General features: G+C 62.5%; 14 protein-coding genes. 5 read left to right on the top strand and 9 right to left on the bottom strand.

The window, feature by feature from the left end; genetic code table 11:
- The first annotated feature begins 104 nt into the window (after positions 1-104).
- A complete protein-coding gene (locus GGR23_RS10970) occupies positions 105-965 on the top strand; it encodes a DUF4344 domain-containing metallopeptidase (RefSeq protein ID WP_183366300.1) in 861 nt (286 codons plus the stop codon).
- A gap of 56 nt (positions 966-1,021) precedes the next feature.
- Here GGR23_RS10970 and GGR23_RS10965 read toward each other — a convergent pair whose 3' ends face one another.
- Positions 1,022-2,053 (bottom strand): trans-3-hydroxy-L-proline dehydratase, encoded by a 1,032-nt coding sequence (locus tag GGR23_RS10965; protein ID WP_183366299.1) that lies wholly within the window; start codon positions 2,051-2,053, stop codon positions 1,022-1,024.
- 185 nt (positions 2,054-2,238) lie between these two features.
- Between GGR23_RS10965 and GGR23_RS10960 the strand changes: the two genes are divergently transcribed.
- Positions 2,239-3,159 carry a DUF4344 domain-containing metallopeptidase gene (locus GGR23_RS10960; RefSeq protein ID WP_183366298.1) on the top strand — a complete coding sequence of 307 codons (921 nt, stop codon included), beginning with the start codon at positions 2,239-2,241 and terminating at the stop codon, positions 3,157-3,159.
- Between the two features lie 18 nt (positions 3,160-3,177).
- Here the strand turns inward: GGR23_RS10960 and GGR23_RS10955 are convergent, their stop codons facing one another.
- The 4 genes from GGR23_RS10955 to GGR23_RS10940 are packed head-to-tail and all read right to left on the bottom strand — an operon-like array spanning position 3,178 to position 6,448.
- Entirely contained in the window at positions 3,178-3,768 is a 591-nt protein-coding gene (locus GGR23_RS10955) for a GNAT family N-acetyltransferase (protein ID WP_183366297.1), read from the bottom strand.
- Positions 3,769-3,776: 8 nt separating this feature from the next.
- The gene (gene sseA, locus GGR23_RS10950) at positions 3,777-4,628 is read right to left on the bottom strand and encodes a 3-mercaptopyruvate sulfurtransferase (RefSeq protein ID WP_246365217.1); all 852 of its coding nucleotides are present in this window, start codon (positions 4,626-4,628) and stop codon (positions 3,777-3,779) included.
- Positions 4,629-4,664: 36 nt separating this feature from the next.
- Positions 4,665-5,396, bottom strand: coding sequence for an alanyl-tRNA editing protein (locus tag GGR23_RS10945; protein ID WP_183366295.1), 732 nt, complete (start codon positions 5,394-5,396; stop codon positions 4,665-4,667).
- 14 nt (positions 5,397-5,410) lie between these two features.
- Positions 5,411-6,448: a cysteine synthase A gene (locus GGR23_RS10940; RefSeq protein ID WP_183366294.1), complete on the bottom strand. Its 1,038-nt coding sequence runs from the start codon at positions 6,446-6,448 to the stop codon at positions 5,411-5,413.
- Positions 6,449-6,687: 239 nt separating this feature from the next.
- On the opposite strand from GGR23_RS10940, the gene GGR23_RS10935 reads away from it, so the two are divergent.
- A complete protein-coding gene (locus GGR23_RS10935) occupies positions 6,688-7,467 on the top strand; it encodes an SDR family NAD(P)-dependent oxidoreductase (RefSeq protein ID WP_183366293.1) in 780 nt (259 codons plus the stop codon).
- A 60-nt stretch (positions 7,468-7,527) separates the two neighbouring features.
- Here GGR23_RS10935 and GGR23_RS10930 read toward each other — a convergent pair whose 3' ends face one another.
- The 4 genes from GGR23_RS10930 to GGR23_RS10915 form a co-directional block, all read right to left on the bottom strand.
- A complete protein-coding gene (locus GGR23_RS10930) occupies positions 7,528-8,787 on the bottom strand; it encodes an SAM-dependent methyltransferase (protein WP_183366292.1) in 1,260 nt (419 codons plus the stop codon).
- An 18-nt stretch (positions 8,788-8,805) separates the two neighbouring features.
- Entirely contained in the window at positions 8,806-9,732 is a 927-nt protein-coding gene (locus GGR23_RS10925; protein WP_183366291.1) for a DUF1365 domain-containing protein, read from the bottom strand.
- Entirely contained in the window at positions 9,729-11,078 is a 1,350-nt protein-coding gene (locus GGR23_RS10920; RefSeq protein ID WP_183366290.1) for an NAD(P)/FAD-dependent oxidoreductase, read from the bottom strand. The genes GGR23_RS10925 and GGR23_RS10920 overlap by 4 nt, the downstream gene beginning before the upstream one ends.
- A gap of 89 nt (positions 11,079-11,167) precedes the next feature.
- On the bottom strand, positions 11,168-12,643 hold the full coding sequence (locus GGR23_RS10915) for a cryptochrome/photolyase family protein (protein ID WP_183366289.1): 1,476 nt from the start codon (positions 12,641-12,643) through the stop codon (positions 11,168-11,170).
- 187 nt (positions 12,644-12,830) lie between these two features.
- Between GGR23_RS10915 and GGR23_RS23205 the strand changes: the two genes are divergently transcribed.
- The gene (locus GGR23_RS23205) at positions 12,831-13,544 is read left to right on the top strand and encodes a cadherin-like domain-containing protein (protein WP_246365213.1); all 714 of its coding nucleotides are present in this window, start codon (positions 12,831-12,833) and stop codon (positions 13,542-13,544) included.
- Positions 13,545-13,554: 10 nt separating this feature from the next.
- Positions 13,555-16,302, top strand: a complete 2,748-nt coding sequence (locus tag GGR23_RS10910) for a cadherin-like domain-containing protein (protein WP_343066676.1) — start codon at positions 13,555-13,557, stop codon at positions 16,300-16,302.
- Positions 16,303-16,323 lie beyond the last annotated feature (21 nt).

Here is a 16,323-nt window from a genome sequence, read left to right as displayed (position 1 = left end):
CAATTGTCCGGGCCGTCTTTGCTTGTATATGATAATGACCTATCGGGCGGGATTCCGGGGGCAACGGATGAGAACCGCCTTTTTCGATTCTCACCGGAGGGGAAATGCGCAGATATATCGGGGGACTTCTTCTGGCGGCGGCGGCCCTGCTTCAGCCTGCCTCGGCGGCCGACAACCATGTGCCGAAGGAAATCGCCGGGCTTGACGAGGAGGGCGTCACCAGCTCCGTGACATTCATGACCGGCAACGTCATCTATGTCCTGTTCCACGAATCCGGGCACATGCTGATCTCGGAGCTTAACCTTCCGGTTCTCGGCCGCGAGGAGGATGCGGTGGACACGCTTTCCACGGTGCTGCTGCTCGAGGCGAAGGACGAGGCGCTCGATCAGGCGCTGCGCGACAGCGTCGAGAGCTGGTACAATCTCGGCGACGCCTATGAGGTCTCCGAAGAGGATTTCATGGACACCCATGGCCTTTCGAAGCAGCGGGCCTACAACATCGCCTGCATGATGATCGGTCAGGACCAGAAGCGCTTCAAGGACATGGCCGACAACCTGGAGATTCCCCAGGAGCGCCGGGACGAGTGCGAGGGCGAGTACCAGAAGGCGCGGGAAAGCTGGTTTACCGTGCTCAACCCCTACATGGCCGACGACAATGACAAGGTGAAGTTCAAGCTCGCCTATTACAAGACAAAGAACAACGACCTGGATTTCTACCGTTCGATCCTCAAGGAATTCGGCGCGCTGGAAATGCTTCGCGACACCTTCTCCGGGCTGGTCAAGCTGAAGGACGGCATCAAGCTGACTGCCAATGTCTGCGGGGAGGCCAACGCCTATTGGGATCCGGAAGCGCGCGAACTGACCTACTGCTACGAGGACGCGCAGAGCTATGCCCAGATGTATGCGGAAAACTATGGACCCGAAAGCAGTGATGAAAGCGCGGACAGCTCGTCCGAAGGGCAATAACGGCAACACCTGATTGGACAGGTACGAAAGGGGCCCCTCGGGCCCCTTTTTCGTTCTCACATCTTGTTCGGCCACGTGTCCGAAAGCTTGTAGCCAGACGGCCAGGGATCCGACGGATCGAGCATGTCCTGGCGGATGCCGGTGATCCAGGCGCGACCGGAGAGCGAGGGGATGATGGCCGGCGTCCCGGCGATATCGGCGGTGTCCTCTATCTTGCAGAAGAACCGCGAGCCGATGATCGACTCGCCGACGAAGCGGTCGCCCACCTTCAGCTGGCCGCGCGCGTGCAGCACCGCCATGCGCGCCGAGCACCCCGTGCCGGTGGGGGAGCGGTCGATCTTGCCGGGCTGGATGGCCACCGCATTGGCGCCGGTCATCACGCCGTCCACCATTCGCACGGGCGCGGCGATCTGGCAGAAGGAAATATGCTTCCAGTCGGGATTGGCCGGATGGTGAAAGCCCAGCTGTTCGTTGGCCGCATTGGTGATGCGGATTCCGGTCTCGGCCAGATCCCGTGCCTCGTCGGGCGCAATGCGGAAACCCAGCGCTTCCGCATCGACGATCACGAAGCTGTCGCCGCCATAGGCCGTATCGACCGTCAGCGTGCCAAGTCCCTCGACCTCGAGCGGCACGGAGAGCTTGCCGGCAAAGCTCGGGACGTTCCGCACCGTGATGCGTTCCGCCTTACCGCCCGCGCATTCCGCATGGACCTCGACGAGACCGCCCGGCGCTTCCATGAAGAAATGCGTCACCGGCTCCACCATGGGCACGATACCCGTATCGAGCACCACGGTCGCAACGCAGATGGAATTGGAACCGGACATCGGCGGCGTGTCCTCCGGCTCCATGATGATCCAGCCGACCGCCGCCTTCGGGTTCTTCGGCGGCACGAGCAGGTTGATGTGCCGGAAGACGCCGCCGCGCGGTTCGCGCAGCACGAAATTGCGCAGCGTCTCGTCCCTGGCGATAAAGCGCGATTGCTCCCACAACGTGTCACCGGGCGGTGGCGCGACGCCGCCGACGATCACGTCGCCCACTTCTCCCTCGGCATGACAGCCGACAATGTGGATTGTCTTGCTCGTGCGCATGATTTTCCTCGTTCCCGAATTCCAGTGGCCAACAGATATATCAGCTTGCCCCCGCCAGGCGTTGCGATTTTTTGGCATTTGGCAAGCGAGGCGTTGTTTTCCACCCAAAAAAGAACCTTGTGCGCATATCCCGCTGAGCGTGATATCATGCGGGAAAAACATGCGATCGATATCGGGGGACGGATATGCGCAAGACACTGACGCAGGCACTGCTTGCGGCAACGCTGATGGTTTCGGCACTGGGGGGAACCGCGCGGGCAGAGGACCCGAACAGCCTCACCGAAGACGAGGTGAAGGAAGCGGTCCAGTTCATCTACGGAAATGCGATTTTCGTGCTTCTCCATGAAGTGGGCCACATGTTCATTTCGGAGCTGCAGCTGCCGGTGCTCGGACGGGAAGAGGATGCGGTCGACGCCCTGTCCACGATCCTTCTGCTCGAGGCGCGGGACGAGACCCTCGACACCGCCATCACCGATTCCGCCGATGGCTGGTTCCTGTCCGATCAGGAGCGGGAGAAGGCAGGCGGCGAACAGGCCTTCTGGGATGCCCACGCGCTCGACAAGCAGCGCGCCTATCAGATGGTCTGCCTCATGGTGGGGCAGGATGCCGACGGCTTCAAGGAATTTGCCGATTCCCTCGACTTTCCTCAGGAGCGCCGGGAGGAGTGCAAGTACGAATACGAAAAGACGCTCTCAAGCTGGTCTGGCCTGCTCACGCCGCATGCCATGCCGGATGGGGGCAAGAACACGATCAAGGTGACCTACGAGGAGCCGGCCGAAGAGCTTCAGCCCTACGCGCAGATGATGAAGGACGCCAAACTGCTGGAGACCATCTCCGAGTCCTTTGCCGGCCTCTACAAGCTGAATGACGGAATCCAGTTCGTCGCGACGACCTGCGGACAGCCGAACGCCTTCTGGGTGCCCTCGGAGCGCAAGCTCGTCTACTGCTACGAGCTCGCTTCCTATCATGACCAGCTGATCAGCAAGTGGCTGGTGGAAAACCGTGAGAACGGCGACGACCAGCAGAGCAGCAGCGACCAGCAGGGCAGCGAAGACGAGCAGAGCACCGACGACCAGCAGAAGGGCGCCTCCGTCAGCAGCCAGTGAGACGAAGGCGGCGCGCCGCTATCGATCCGTCACGGACAGGTCGCGGCGCGCAAAGCGGAGGATCTCCTCGTCATCGAGGGGCCGGACCTCCGCCTCATGCGTACCGGTCGGGGAAAATCCGAAGCGCTGATAGAGCTGAAGGGCTCGCGGGTGGTCCTTGCTGTTGGTGCTCACCTTGACGCGCAGCGGATTGGACATCCACGCAGCATAGAGTGCCTGCAGCAGGAACCACTTGCCGATCCCCATGCCGAGCGCATGGTTCATCAGCCCGAAATAGCTCAGCTCCACAACCTCGTCATCCACCCGAAACAGCTCGAAGAAGCCGGCCGGAGCGCCCTGCACGTAAAGCACTGTCACATTGGTGCGCTCGTCGTGGAGGATGGCCTCCAGTTCCTCGTCGGGCATTCTCAGGCGATCCACCCACATCCAGCGGTGACCGACCTGGCTGTAGAGATAGCGGTAATAGGGCAGCGGGATCTTGACGGCCCGGATGAGGGCAGTCTGCAGGTTGACCGGCACCGGAAGGAAAACCTTCGGAGCCGACGTCATCTCAAGCTCCGTCACCTGGACCTTTTCGGCCGGAACTTCTTCTTCGCTTTGCTCGCTCATCGCCGGCCTCACGCCTCGCCCGAAGCGACGGGCGTGTCGGGCAAGGATCCCCATTCGGACCAGGAGCCGTCGAAAAGCGTGTTCTCCTCATGGCCGAGCGACTGAAGGGCGAAGGTGATCGCCGCAGCCGTCACGCCCGATCCGCAGGTGGTCACGACGGGACGGGCAAGATCGATGCCGGCGTCCGCAAACAGCTGGCGAAGCGCCGGGAGATCCTTGAGGCGGCCGTTTTCCGAAAGGGTCAGGACGGGCACGTTGCGCGCGCCCGGCATGTGGCCGCCGCGCAGCCCGGCGCGCGGCTCGGGGTCCTTGCCCGTGAAGCGTCCGGGGCTGCGGGCATCGGCGATCTGCACCTTGCCTTCGGCCACGATTCCGCGCATGCCCGCGATGAAGGTCACGCGCTCCGCGGCGAAACGGGGCGTGAAGATGACCGGCGCAGGTTCCGGCAGGTCTGTTTCCAGCGGCCGGCCCTCCTTCTTCCAGCCGTCGATGCCGCCGTCCATCACAAAGACCCGCTCTGCGCCCATCACACGGAACAGCCACCACACGCGCGGAGCGGTGACGAAGCCCGGACCGTCATAGACCACGATTGTATCCGTTTCGCGGATGCCGAGTTTGCCGACGGCTTCGGCAAAGGCCTCCGGGGAGGGGATGGTGTGCGGCAGACCGGTGGAGTGATCGGCAATGGCATCCTGATCGAAGAAGATCGCCCCGGGGATATGCCCCTCGCTATATTCCAGCGCGCCATTGCGCCCCTGGGCCGGTAAATACCAGGAAGCATCGACGATGCGGAATTCGGGCGCGCCGAGTTGCTTCTCGACCCAGTCCGGGGTCACGGTGTAGCGGCTTTTCTCGCTCATGTCGGTCATGTCCTTGCACGGGTGGCGGATCGAAGTTCAGGCGCTTGCCTCGCCGAAGCGAATTCTCAGGCGGCGGTTCTCCTTGCCCTTCTTCTCGATCCTGGAAATGTGGATCATACCCACTTCCTGCGTTTCCGATACATGTGTACCACCGCACGGCTGGCTGTCCACCGATGCATTTTCACCGATTGCCACGAGGCTTACCCGACCGAGACCCATGGGCGGGCGGACATTCTTGGACTTCACGATGCCCGGATTGGCCTGCAGCTCCTCATCGGTGATCCACTGCACGTAGACGGGGTGGTTCTGGTTGACCAGCGCCATGAGACGCGCCGTCACGTCCTCCTTCTCCACCTGCTCCGGCAGATCGAAGTCGACGCGCGATTCCTCCTCGCCGACGGCCGCTCCCGTGATCGGGTAGGGCAGCACCACGGAAAGCAGGTGGCAGGCGGTGTGCATCCGCATAAGCCGGTAGCGGCGCGCCCAGTCGATGTGAAGGGTGAGTTTCTCGCCGATCTCCGGGCGCGCCTCGCCCTCCAGCGGCTTGTGCAGGATAATGTCCTTGGTGGCTCCATGATGGGTTTCGCCGAGCCTGATCTTCGAACCGTCCGCGCGTTCCAGGAAGCCGGTATCGCCCGGCTGACCGCCGGATGCGGCGTAGAAACAGGTCTGGTCGAGCTCGATGCTGCCGTCGTCGTGCAGTGCGGTCACGACGCCCTCTGCTGTGGAAAGATAGAAGTCTTCACGATAGAGGGCGTGCGTGCTCATGGAGGATCGATATCTCAGACGGGTTCGAAGGGCGGGGTAATGCCCGGCTTTTCCGTCAGCCAGCCGGGAACCGGCAGGTTCTTCGACTGGAGGAAGTCCGGGTTGAAAAGCTTGGACTGATAGCGATTGCCGTAATCGCACAGGATGGTCACGATCGTGTGGCCCGGGCCAAGATCGCGCGCGAGGCGCATGGCGCCGGCGATGTTGATGCCGGAGGAGCCGCCGAGGCAGAGGCCTTCCTTCTGCACCAGATCGAAGACGATCGGCAGCGCCTCGCTGTCCGGGATCTGGTAGGCATAGTCCGGGCGGAAGCCTTCGAGATTGGCGGTGATGCGGCCCTGGCCGATGCCCTCGGTGATGGACCCGCCGGACGATTTCAGCTCGCCGTTCGTGTAATATTCGAAAAGCGCCGCGCCTTCAGGATCGGCAAGGCCGATCTTGATGTCGGGATTGCGGGCGCGAAGCCCGGCCGCAACGCCCGCAAGCGTGCCACCCGAACCCACGGCGCAGATGAAACCGTCCACCTTGCCATCCGTATCGCGCCAGATTTCCGGTGCCGTCGTCTCGATATGGGCTTCCCGGTTGGCGACGTTGTCGAACTGGTTTGCCCAGATGGCGCCATTGGGTTCCCTGGCCGCCAGCTCCGCGGCGAGGCGGCCCGACAGGCGCACGTAATTGTTGGGATTCTTGTAAGGGGCTGCCGGCACTTCCACCAGCTCCGCGCCGAGAAGGCGCAGCGCGTCCTTCTTTTCCTGGCTCTGCGTTTCCGGAATCACGATGACGGTGCGATAGCCGAGGGCATTGGCAACCAGCGCAAGGCCGATGCCGGTATTGCCCGCCGTGCCTTCCACGATGACGCCGCCGGGCTTCAGGGCGCCGCTCTTCTCCGCATGACGGATGATGGAAAGAGCCGCGCGATCCTTCACCGACTGACCGGGATTGAGAAACTCCGCCTTGCCGAGAATCGTGCAGCCGGTTGCCTCCGAAGGACCCTTCAGGTGGATCAGGGGCGTGTTGCCGATGGCATCCAGGACAGACTGACGGACGGACATGGAATCTCTCTTTGGTTGGTCTCAGAATAGGAAGTGACTTTTCCGACCACAAGCTCGGCAAGACAAGAAAATATCTTCCAAGTCGGCAGGGGAAGGAACAAAATTTGAGCAGTTTCAGCAACTTTCCATCCGTAGCCTGCGTCAATGGGCGCGAAAACTCCGCTTCATCGCCCTCAAATCTCCGCCTTGGCGGGGAATGGTGGGCGTTGCTGGCGCTCTGCAAGGAAAGGATGCCGCGCATGAAGAAAGGGATGATGTCCCCCGAAGAGGGGATCGTCTGGATCACCGGAGCGAGCTCCGGCATCGGCAGGGCGCTGGCCTTGAGGCTTGCCGGGTCCGGATATCGCGTCGCGGTCACGGCCCGCTCCCACGATGCGCTCTACGATCTCCAGCGGGAGGCAGCGGGCGCTACGGGCAGCATCATCGTGCTGGAGGGCGACGTGACGTCTGCGGACGACATGACCCGGGTGCTTGCGTCCATCGAATACGATCACGGGCCGCTGTCGCTCTGCGTGCTCAATGCCGGCATCTATGTCCCCGTGCGGGGACATGACCTGCATCTCCGGGACTTCGAGCGCACCTTCGCGGTCAATCTGACGGGTGTGGTCAATTGCCTGGTGCCCGCGATCTCGGCGATGAAGACGAGGGGCAGGGGGCAGATCGCCATCGTTTCCTCCGTCACCGGTTACGGCGGCCTGCCCACATCCGCGGCCTATGGTGCGACGAAGGCCGCGCTCATCAACATGGCGGAGAGCCTGAAATTCGACCTCGACCGGATGAACATAAAGCTGCAGGTGATCAATCCCGGCTTCGTGGAGACGGCCGCGACGGCAAAGAACAAGTTCCACATGCCGGCCCTGCAAACCGCCGGAGCGGCGGCGGAGGCCATCCATGAGGGGCTTCGCTCGGACAGTTTCGAGATCACCTTCCCGAAGCGTTTCACCTGGCCGCTGAAATTGCTGAAATTCCTGCCCTACAGCCTCTATTTCCCGATCGTCCGGCGTGTCACCCGCTGGTGACGCGCAAAGCAAAACGGCCGCTCGATGCGCGGCCGTCTCGTTATCGGGGAGCGGATGCTCCTATTTCTGGAGCACGATCTGGCGAACGTCGATGTTTCCGTCGCGGAAGCCTGCCTCGCAATAGTAGAAGTAGAATTCCCAGAGCCGCTTGAAGCGCTCGTCGAAGCCGAGCGGCTTGACCTTCTCCCACACGGCCCAGAAGCGAACCCGCCATTCGGCCAGCGTCCGCGCATAATCCTGACCGAAGCCGAAGTTGCCGGTTTCACGCAAGCCCACAGCGGCTGCCAGTTCCGTCAGATGCTCTTCCGTCGGCAGCATGCCGCCAGGGAAGACGTATTTCTGGATGAAATCGGGATTGGAGCGGTATTCCCTGTAGGATTCCGGCTTGATCGTGATGATCTGAAGCCCCGCACGGCCCCCGGGCTTCAGGCACTGGCTGAGCTTGTCGAAATAGACCGGCCAGTATTGCTCGCCCACCGCCTCGAACATCTCGATGGAAATGATCCGGTCATACTGCTCCCGCTCGTCGCGGTAATCCTGGAACTTGAAGGTAACCTTGTCCTCCAGCCCCGCCTTGGCGATGCGCTCGCGGGCAAAGGCAAGTTGCTCCCGGCTGATCGTCAACCCGGTCACCCGGCAGCCGATCTCCCGCGCGGCGAACTCGGCGAAGCCGCCCCAGCCGCATCCGATTTCCAGCACGTGGTCACCGGGACCGATGCCGGCGGCGCGGGCGAGGGCGCGGTATTTCGCCGTCTGTGCGGTCGCGAGATCCGTGACGCCCTCCTCGTAGAGCGCCGACGAGTAGGTCATCGTGCTGTCGAGCCACTCCCGGTAGAAGGCGTTTCCGAGATCGTAGTGGGCGGAGATGTTGCGCTTCGAGCCTTCCTTGGTGTTGCGGTTCAGCCAGTGGCGGAACCGCTCGATCAGCCGGAAAAGACCGCGGGCGCCATTGGAGAACCGGTCACCGATATGCCGGTTGGCCAAAAAGAGCTCGAGGAAGGCGCCGACATCGGGGCTGTCCCAGTCTCCGTCCATGTAGCTCTCGGCCACCGCGATGGTCCCGCCCGTGATGGCCCGCTGCGGCAGGTTCCAGTTGTGAAGCGTGACCGATGCCGCCGGGCCCGGCTCTCGGCCCTTGATGGCCAGCGTCCGTCCGTCGGGTATGGTGAGCTGCAGGGTGCCCTTGTCCATCTGGACGAGGCTTTTCAGGACCATCTGGGCCTTCGCCGGAAGGCCCTTCAATATGCGCGAAATATTTTCGACCGAAACATGCTCGACGGCCTTGCCAGCCGACCCATTCAAAACATGCGAGTTCGACATAGAACCTATCTCCAGCAATCATCGCTTGAGCTGCAGCCGCAACCCGTGCCCATCGCCAGATGTCGAACGGGAACCTGCCGCATCCGGTTCCAGTCTAGGATGGAAATTGGCGGACGGCAATTGTGACGAATCGGTGGCATTGGTGACTTTTTTTGATTCAGGTATGAATTTGGCGCCCTTGAGCCAGATCTTGAGGGCTTCCCAGTGGATTCCGCCCAAAACTGTTATGGGAAGCAGCGGAACACGGGCGAGAACGCGCAACAGGGTAGCGGCATCGAGAGGGCGCCGGCTGCCGGCAAAAGTGGCCGAGAGCAGCGGGCCTTCCGGATCGGTTTCGAGAATCCGCCAGCGCACCTCCTCGCCGGGCGGCAGCATCCGGAAGTGGTAGCGCATGTTCATCTCGACGAAGGGCGACACGCGGAAGATCTTGTCGGCCTGCTGGCGAAGCCCCGCCTCGCTCATCGCGCCGGGCACAACGGGGCAGACATAGCGGTGCAGCCCGCCAAAGGTGTTGCGCACCTCGTAGGTCATGCCACGCAGCTCGCCCTCCGCATCGTAGCCGTAATAGACCGCCAGCGGATTGAACACCTTGCCCAGCACCCGCGGATAGGAAACCAGCAGGATACGGGCGAGGGGCTCGGTGACGCCCCCTTCGCGAAAGCGCCGGCGCGCCGTCCGGGCAAGGTCTGTCTCGCCCTCGTCCAGATGGTCGCGCTCGTGGAAGGCCACCCAGTTGAACCGGTTGACCGAGAAGCCCCTTGCGAGCCCGTCGGCCTCCTCCAGGCGGTCGAGATCGATCATCAGGGAGAAGACGCGGTAGTTGAAGCGATGGCCGAAGGGCTTCAGCCGCTGGTGCATGACCTGCCCTTCGTAGATGCAGGCCGCCACGGACGGCGCCGGGCCGTTCCGTGAGAGCCTTATGCCTTTGTCGGGCAGGGCGGTCATGCCGCCACCTGAACAGGGTTTTGCGGACGCGCGGGCGTCATCCACGGAACATGCGCTCCCAGATCCGCAGCCGCCATCAGGCCGGAGCGAAGACCGTCCTCATGGAAGCCGTAGGCGGTCCATGCGCCGGTGAAGTAGCAGTTGTTCTTCCCCTGAATGCCGGGAAGCTCCGCCTGGGCCGCCATCGCCCGGGCATCGAAGAGCGGATGCTCGTAGACATATTCCGCGAAGATCTTCGACCGGTCGATCTCCCGGTCTGGGTTGAGGGTGACGAACAGCGGGTAACGGTTGTCGATGCCCTGCAGCCGGTTCATCCAGTAGGTGACCGTGGCGGCCTTCGAGTCGCTCCTGCTGGAGCGCAGATAGTTCCAGGATGCCCACACCTTGCGCCGGGTCGGCATCAGGCTCTCGTCCCGGTGCAGGACGACATGGTTCGGCTGGTAGGGGATGGCCGAAAGCAGGCGCCGCTCTTCGGCATTGGCATCCTTCAGCATGGCCAGCGTCTGGTCGCTGTGGCTTGCGAAGATCACCTTGTCGAACAGGGTTTCCGTGCCGGTGACGTCGCGCACCGCGACCTGACCGCCCACCCGGCGCACCTCGGCTATCCCGCAATCCAGCCTGAGACGCGGGCCGAGCGGCGCGAGAAGCTTTGCCAGGTAGTTCCTGCTGCCGCCGGACACCGTCCGCCACTGGTGCGGCTTGAGGTAGATGAGCCGGTGGTTGTCGAAGAAATTGACGAACTGTTCGGCGGGGAAATCGAGAAGGCGCGCCGCCGGACTGGACCAGATCGCCGCCGCCATCGGCACGAGGTAATTGTTGGTAAAGCCGGGCGAGAAACCGCGCCAGTTCAGGTAATCTCCGATCGACAGCCGGCTGAGATGGCCCGCCGCGCGGTCGGCGAGGCACTGGCGGTTGAAGCGCAGGATCTCGCGGATCATCAGCAGGAAAGACGGGCGAAAAAGATTGCGCTTCTGCGCAAAGAGCGTCGACAGGCCGTCGCCCGCCCATTCGAGGCGCCCGTGGTCCAGCGAAAGGGCAAAGCTCATGTCGCTGGCATGGGTGTCCACCTCCAGCTCCGCGAAGAGGGCGGCGAGATTGGGATAGGTGGCCTCGTTATAGACGATGAACCCCGTATCCACCGAGATGGCCTTGCCGTTGTAATCGATGTCCGCTGTCGCCGTATGGCCCCCCGGCCGGCTGCTCTTTTCATACAGAATGACATCGTGATGCGGATGGAGAGCCCAGGCTGCCGAAGCGCCCGAGATCCCCGACCCGATGATCGCAATCTTCAACCGGGGCCGGTTGAAGCCCGGCCCTCTGGTATAGGTCTGAAAGGTTGCGTTCATAAAACCCCCTGAAACGTCTGTTGGCCCCCAAGCGGGCGGTTGGATCATATCAGAGACGGACCGCGCCATTGCGAAGTTTCAGTCATTCCTTACTTTTTTATCGGCTGACCCTTCTCCGCCTTCAGTTCGGCCAGCGCCGCGAGCGCCCGGTCGCGGGCAAAACGGTGATCCACCACCGGCCGCGGATAGGTGCTGCCGAGGCTTATGCCTGCGGCGCGCAACTCGACCAGCGATGCTTCGAAGGGGCGATGGATGAGCTTGGTCGGCAGGCGCGAAAGCTCCGGAACGAAGGTTCTGACGTAGGTGCCGTCCGGATCGAACTTTTCCCCCTGCAGGATCGGATTGAAGATCCGGAAGAAGGGGGAGGCATCGGCGCCCGAACCGGCCACCCACTGCCAGCTCGCCGCATTCGAGCCTGGATCGGCGTCGACCAGCGTGTCGCGAAACCACTTTTCCCCCACGCGCCAGTCGATCAGCAGGTCCTTGATGAGAAAGGACGCGACGATCATCCGCACGCGATTGTGCATCCAGCCGTGCCGCCAGAGCTGGCGCATGCCTGCATCCACGATCGGATAGCCGGTAAGCCCGCGCTTCCATGCCTCGAGCCCCGCCGGATCGTCCACCCAGGAGAAGGAATCGAAGGCCGGGGTCCAGTTGCGGGTGGCAAGCTCGGGGAAATGGTGCAGCAGATGATAGGAAAACTCCCGCCAGACGAGCTCCTTCTGGTAGCGCTCGATATCCTCGCCATCGGGGCCGTTCCTTTCGCCCTCCCGGCGTTCCTCGACCGCAGCCCAGATGCGCCGGGGGGAAACTTCACCCATCGCCAGATGGGGAGACATGCCCGATGTGCCATCGATGCCGGGCCGGTCGCGGTTCACAGCATATCCCTTGAGCGCGCCCTCCGTGAAGCGGTGCAGCCGGTCCAGCGCTCCCTTTTCCCCCGGTGTCCAATGCGACCCGAATTCCCTAGCCCAGTCCGGCTTGCGGGGAAGGAGATCAAAGGACGTCAGCGGCTCGCTCTCCGGCCATCGTGCGGGGTGGGTCCATGCATCCGGCGCAGGCCGCGGCGGGGCAGGGGCTGCCTGCTGGTTCAGGGCGCGCCAGAAAGGGGTGTAGACGCGAAAACCGCCCCCGCTGCCGGTGCGGAGCTTTTCCGGATCGTGCAGCAGCAGCCCGCCGAAACCGTGGAGCGCGACACCCCTTTCCTCCAGGACGCCCGCGATGCGTTCGTCTTCCTTCCGGCCGGCCGGGTCCGGCAGGTCTGTCACGGCAACTACATTTGCCCCCGTTTCGGCTGCAAGGGCCGCAAGCACCGTTTCCGGAGCGCCGCGCCTCAGAACCAGCCTGCTGCCCTTTTGCTCGAGCGATCTAGCGAGCGCCTCGAGGGAATGGTTGAGCCACCAGCGCTGTGCTGCGCCAAGGGGCGCGTAGGGCGATCCCTCGTCGGCGAGGATGAAGACCGGGATGACCGGCCTGCCACTCCTGGCCGCCTTGATCAGCGCGATGTGGTCGTCAAGCCGAAGGTCCTTGCGGAACCAGAGAATGAGGGGAGAGGAGGATGCCAAGACAAGGCCCTTTCTGAATGCACTCGATGCGAGCCATCCGCCCGCCGGGCGGATGACGGAACAGGCGGTGGGAAAGTTTCAAGCTTTGTCGGTCTCGGGAGCGACGGACTAGTCCGTTTAAATATTAGAGTTAACGAATAATTCATTCTACCCTGACGGCCTGTCTGGATAAGAGGGGTGCCCGTCCATGGATATATTTGTCAACACCGAAAAGCGGCCCGTGGTATCGTCCAATCAGGTTCCGGTGGGAACTGCCGATTACTTCACGGTCCCGCCAGGCAGCAAGCTGGTCGTCTCCGCCGCCGCCGGCCTGCTTGCCAACGACACCGACGCCGAAAGGGACGGACTTGTCGTGACCGACGTAGTGATCAAGTCGGGCCTCGGGACGATCGATTGGATGCCGGACGGTTCCTTCACCTTCGTTCCCAAGGAAGGCTATCGCGGGCCCGTGGAGCTCGAATACACGGTTTCCGACAAGCAGGTGCATGTCGTCGAGGTGGCAACCGACGAGTTTCTCGTCAATACGGAAACCGAGCTGACGCAGGGAACGCCTGCCATAACGGAGCTGGACGACGGTGGATTCTTCGTCGTCTGGACGGACTTCAGCGGCAAGGGCGGCGATGCCAGCAACACCGGCATCAAGGGTCCCGTCGGGCCAGAAGAATGGCACCGAGTTCCTGATCAACACCCTGACAAGCGGCAACCAGCTAGTGCCGTCCGTCACCCGCCTGGCCAATGGAAACCTGATCGTCGTCTGGGTGGATTTCAGCGGCCAGAACGGGAGCAGCGAGACTGCCGGGCAGTTGCTGGACGGGAAAGGAAACAAGATCGGCAGCCAGTTCACGATCAATTCCTATCTCCTGAATTCGCAGTGGGCGCCGAAGGTGATCGGACTCCTTGACGGCGGATTCATGGTCACCTGGCACACCAAGAACGATACCCCCTCCTGGGGAGACATCAACAGTACCAGCATCAGCGGCCAGCTCTTCGACGCCGCCGGAAAACCCGTCGGGGGCGAGTTCCTGATCAATAGCCAGTGGGCGGGCAATCAGGAATATCCGTCGCTGGGCCGCCTCGCGGACGGCAAACTGATCGCCGTCTGGATGGATCAGCGCGGAGATGACAGCGGCGAAGGCATCAAGGCGCAGATGTTCACCGACAAGGGTGTCAAGCTGGGAGGGGAGTTCCTCGTCAACACCACGAGTGCTGGACGGCAAAGCGGCGCCGACATTGCCGGTCTTTCCAATGGCAACTTTGTCGTGATGTGGACCGATGCCAGCGGAACCAATGGGGAAGTGGCGGGTAGCGGTATCCGGGCGCAGATATTCAATGCCAAGGGAGAAAAGGTCGGCCTGGAGTTCCTGGTAAACAGTGTGGTGGCCGGAAACCAGTATTCCGTCTCGGTCGCAGCACTGAAATACGGGTTCTTCGTTGCCGCCTGGGCCAGCGAGGTCGGAGACCTCAATTCCGATTACAACACGGCGAGCATCAAGGCACAGATCTTCGATGCGTCGGGACGCAAGGTGGGCAGGGAGTTCCTCGTCAACACCAACACCACCAAGAACCAGACAGTGCCCGACATCACGGTGCTGAAGAACGGCGATTTCGTCGTCACCTGGGACGACCAGAGCGCGACCCTCGGGGATTCCAGCTACAACAGCGTGAAGGCAAAGACCTTCCACGTCGATTACGAGACCAAGAGCACCGCACGCATAACCGTGACCAACAGCACGCCTGCGGTTACCGGAGCCCAGTCGCCGCTTCCTCGCGGCACCGAAGACACCGTGCTCACTCTGACCAAGGAGAAGCTGCTCGAAGGCATTACCGACGCAGACGGGGACCAGCTTTCGATCACCTCGCTGACCGTCCAGAACGGAAGCGTGGTGGCGGACGCCAACGGGAACTACCGCATCACGTTCAACGACAATGTCAACGGAGCCCTGACGTTCCGCTATATCGTCAGTGACGGATTTGGTTTTCTGACCGTGAATCGCACGATCACGGTCGATGCGGTCAATGATGCACCGATCCTGAAAGGACCGCGACCGGCGCTGTCTGCGGCAAACGAGGACAGCGCCTTCACCGTGCTTGCCTCCGATCTTCTTGCCGGCTTCTTCGATGCCGACGGCGACGCCCTCTCGCTCGCGAATGTTCGCGCCGATCATGGCCTGGTCCAGCGGAACAGGGACGGAAGCTTCACGGTGACGCCGGAGCCGGATTTCGCCGGTACGATGACGCTTTCCTTCGTGGTGACGGATGGCCGGGGCGGACAAGTGGATGCGACTGCGACCTACACCGTGAACGCCGTCAACGATGCGCCTGCCGTGACCGGCCAGAGGCCGGGCCCCTATCGCCTGGCCAAAGGTGAAACTCTGAAGATATCGCTCGCGGATATGCTGGCCGGGATAACGGACGCGGACGGCGACTCGCTGGCGATAAAGGAAATGCAGGCCGATCACGCCGGGCTCCAGTTCAATAACGATGGCAGCGTGATCGTTACGCCCGATTCCGGCTATGTCGGCACTCTCAACATCACCTACACGGTGACGGACCGCAACGGCGGGCAAATACGCGCGGTGCTGACGGTCGAAGTGGCTGCCGCCAACCGGGCTCCCGAAGTAACAGGCACGAGGGCGATCCTGCCGAAGGTGGAGCAGGGGAAAAGCGTCACCGTTTCTGCGACGGATCTGCTGGCCGGGATAACGGATCCGGACCGGGACCAACTCACGGTCAGCGGGCTCAGGGCCGACCACGCGACGGTGACGAAGAACGCCAATGGCACATACAGCCTCACGGCAGAGGGCGGTTACACGGGCCCTCTGGTGCTGAGCTACACGGTATCCGATGGAAAGGGCGGCGATCTTGCCGTCAGTCTTTCGACATCGGTGACGGCAAGGCCCCTTGCGCCGACGGACATCCGCCTCTCCGCCGTCGTCGTCCCCGAAAACGCGAAGGCAGGAACGCTGGTGGCCTTGCTGACGGGTGTCGATGCGGACGAGACCGCGAGGCTGACCTACAGTCTGGTGAAGGACGCATCCCGGTCTTTCGAGATCGTCGGCAACCGGCTGATGGTGAAGACGGGAGCGACTCTCGATTACGAGCGGGCGGCGACCGTTCCCATAACGATACGGGTCACCGATTCCACCGGCCTGAGCTTCGACAAGACGGTGAGCCTGCGGGTGAGCGATGTCAGTCCGACCATCAGGGGGACCGCGAAGCCGGACGTATTGTGGGGTACGGCGGAGAACGATTCCCTGTTCGGCGGCGCCGGCAACGACCGGATCAATGGGGGCGACGGTGCCGACCGCCTGTTCGGTGAAGCAGGCAACGATCTGCTGACAGGCGGGAAGGGGCAGGATTTCTTCCGCTTCGCGGGCCCGGCGTCGAACGGCCGCGACACCCTGACCGATTTCGTATCCCGGGTCGACAAGCTGGAGTTCATCGGCCGCGAGTACGGTTTCAAGGCGGGCGCGCTTCTCAATGCAAGCCAGTTTCACCCGGGCAAGGCGCCGGTGGGCAAGGCAGCGCAATTCTTCTTCGATCCCGCAAGCCAGACGCTTTTCCACGATCCGGACGGCACGGGCAAGGCCGCCGCAATTGCCATCGCAACCCTTCAGAATGTCAAATCCCTGTGGGCAGGGGACTTCGTTTTCGTCTGAAGCGAAACAGGCGGGAAAAAG

It is taken from the genome of Gellertiella hungarica (genome assembly GCF_014197145.1).
Classification (GTDB): Bacteria; Pseudomonadota; Alphaproteobacteria; order Rhizobiales; family Rhizobiaceae; genus Gellertiella; species Gellertiella hungarica.
Note: the sequence above shows the minus strand (reverse complement) of the source record. Positions and strands in the feature narration are given on the sequence as shown.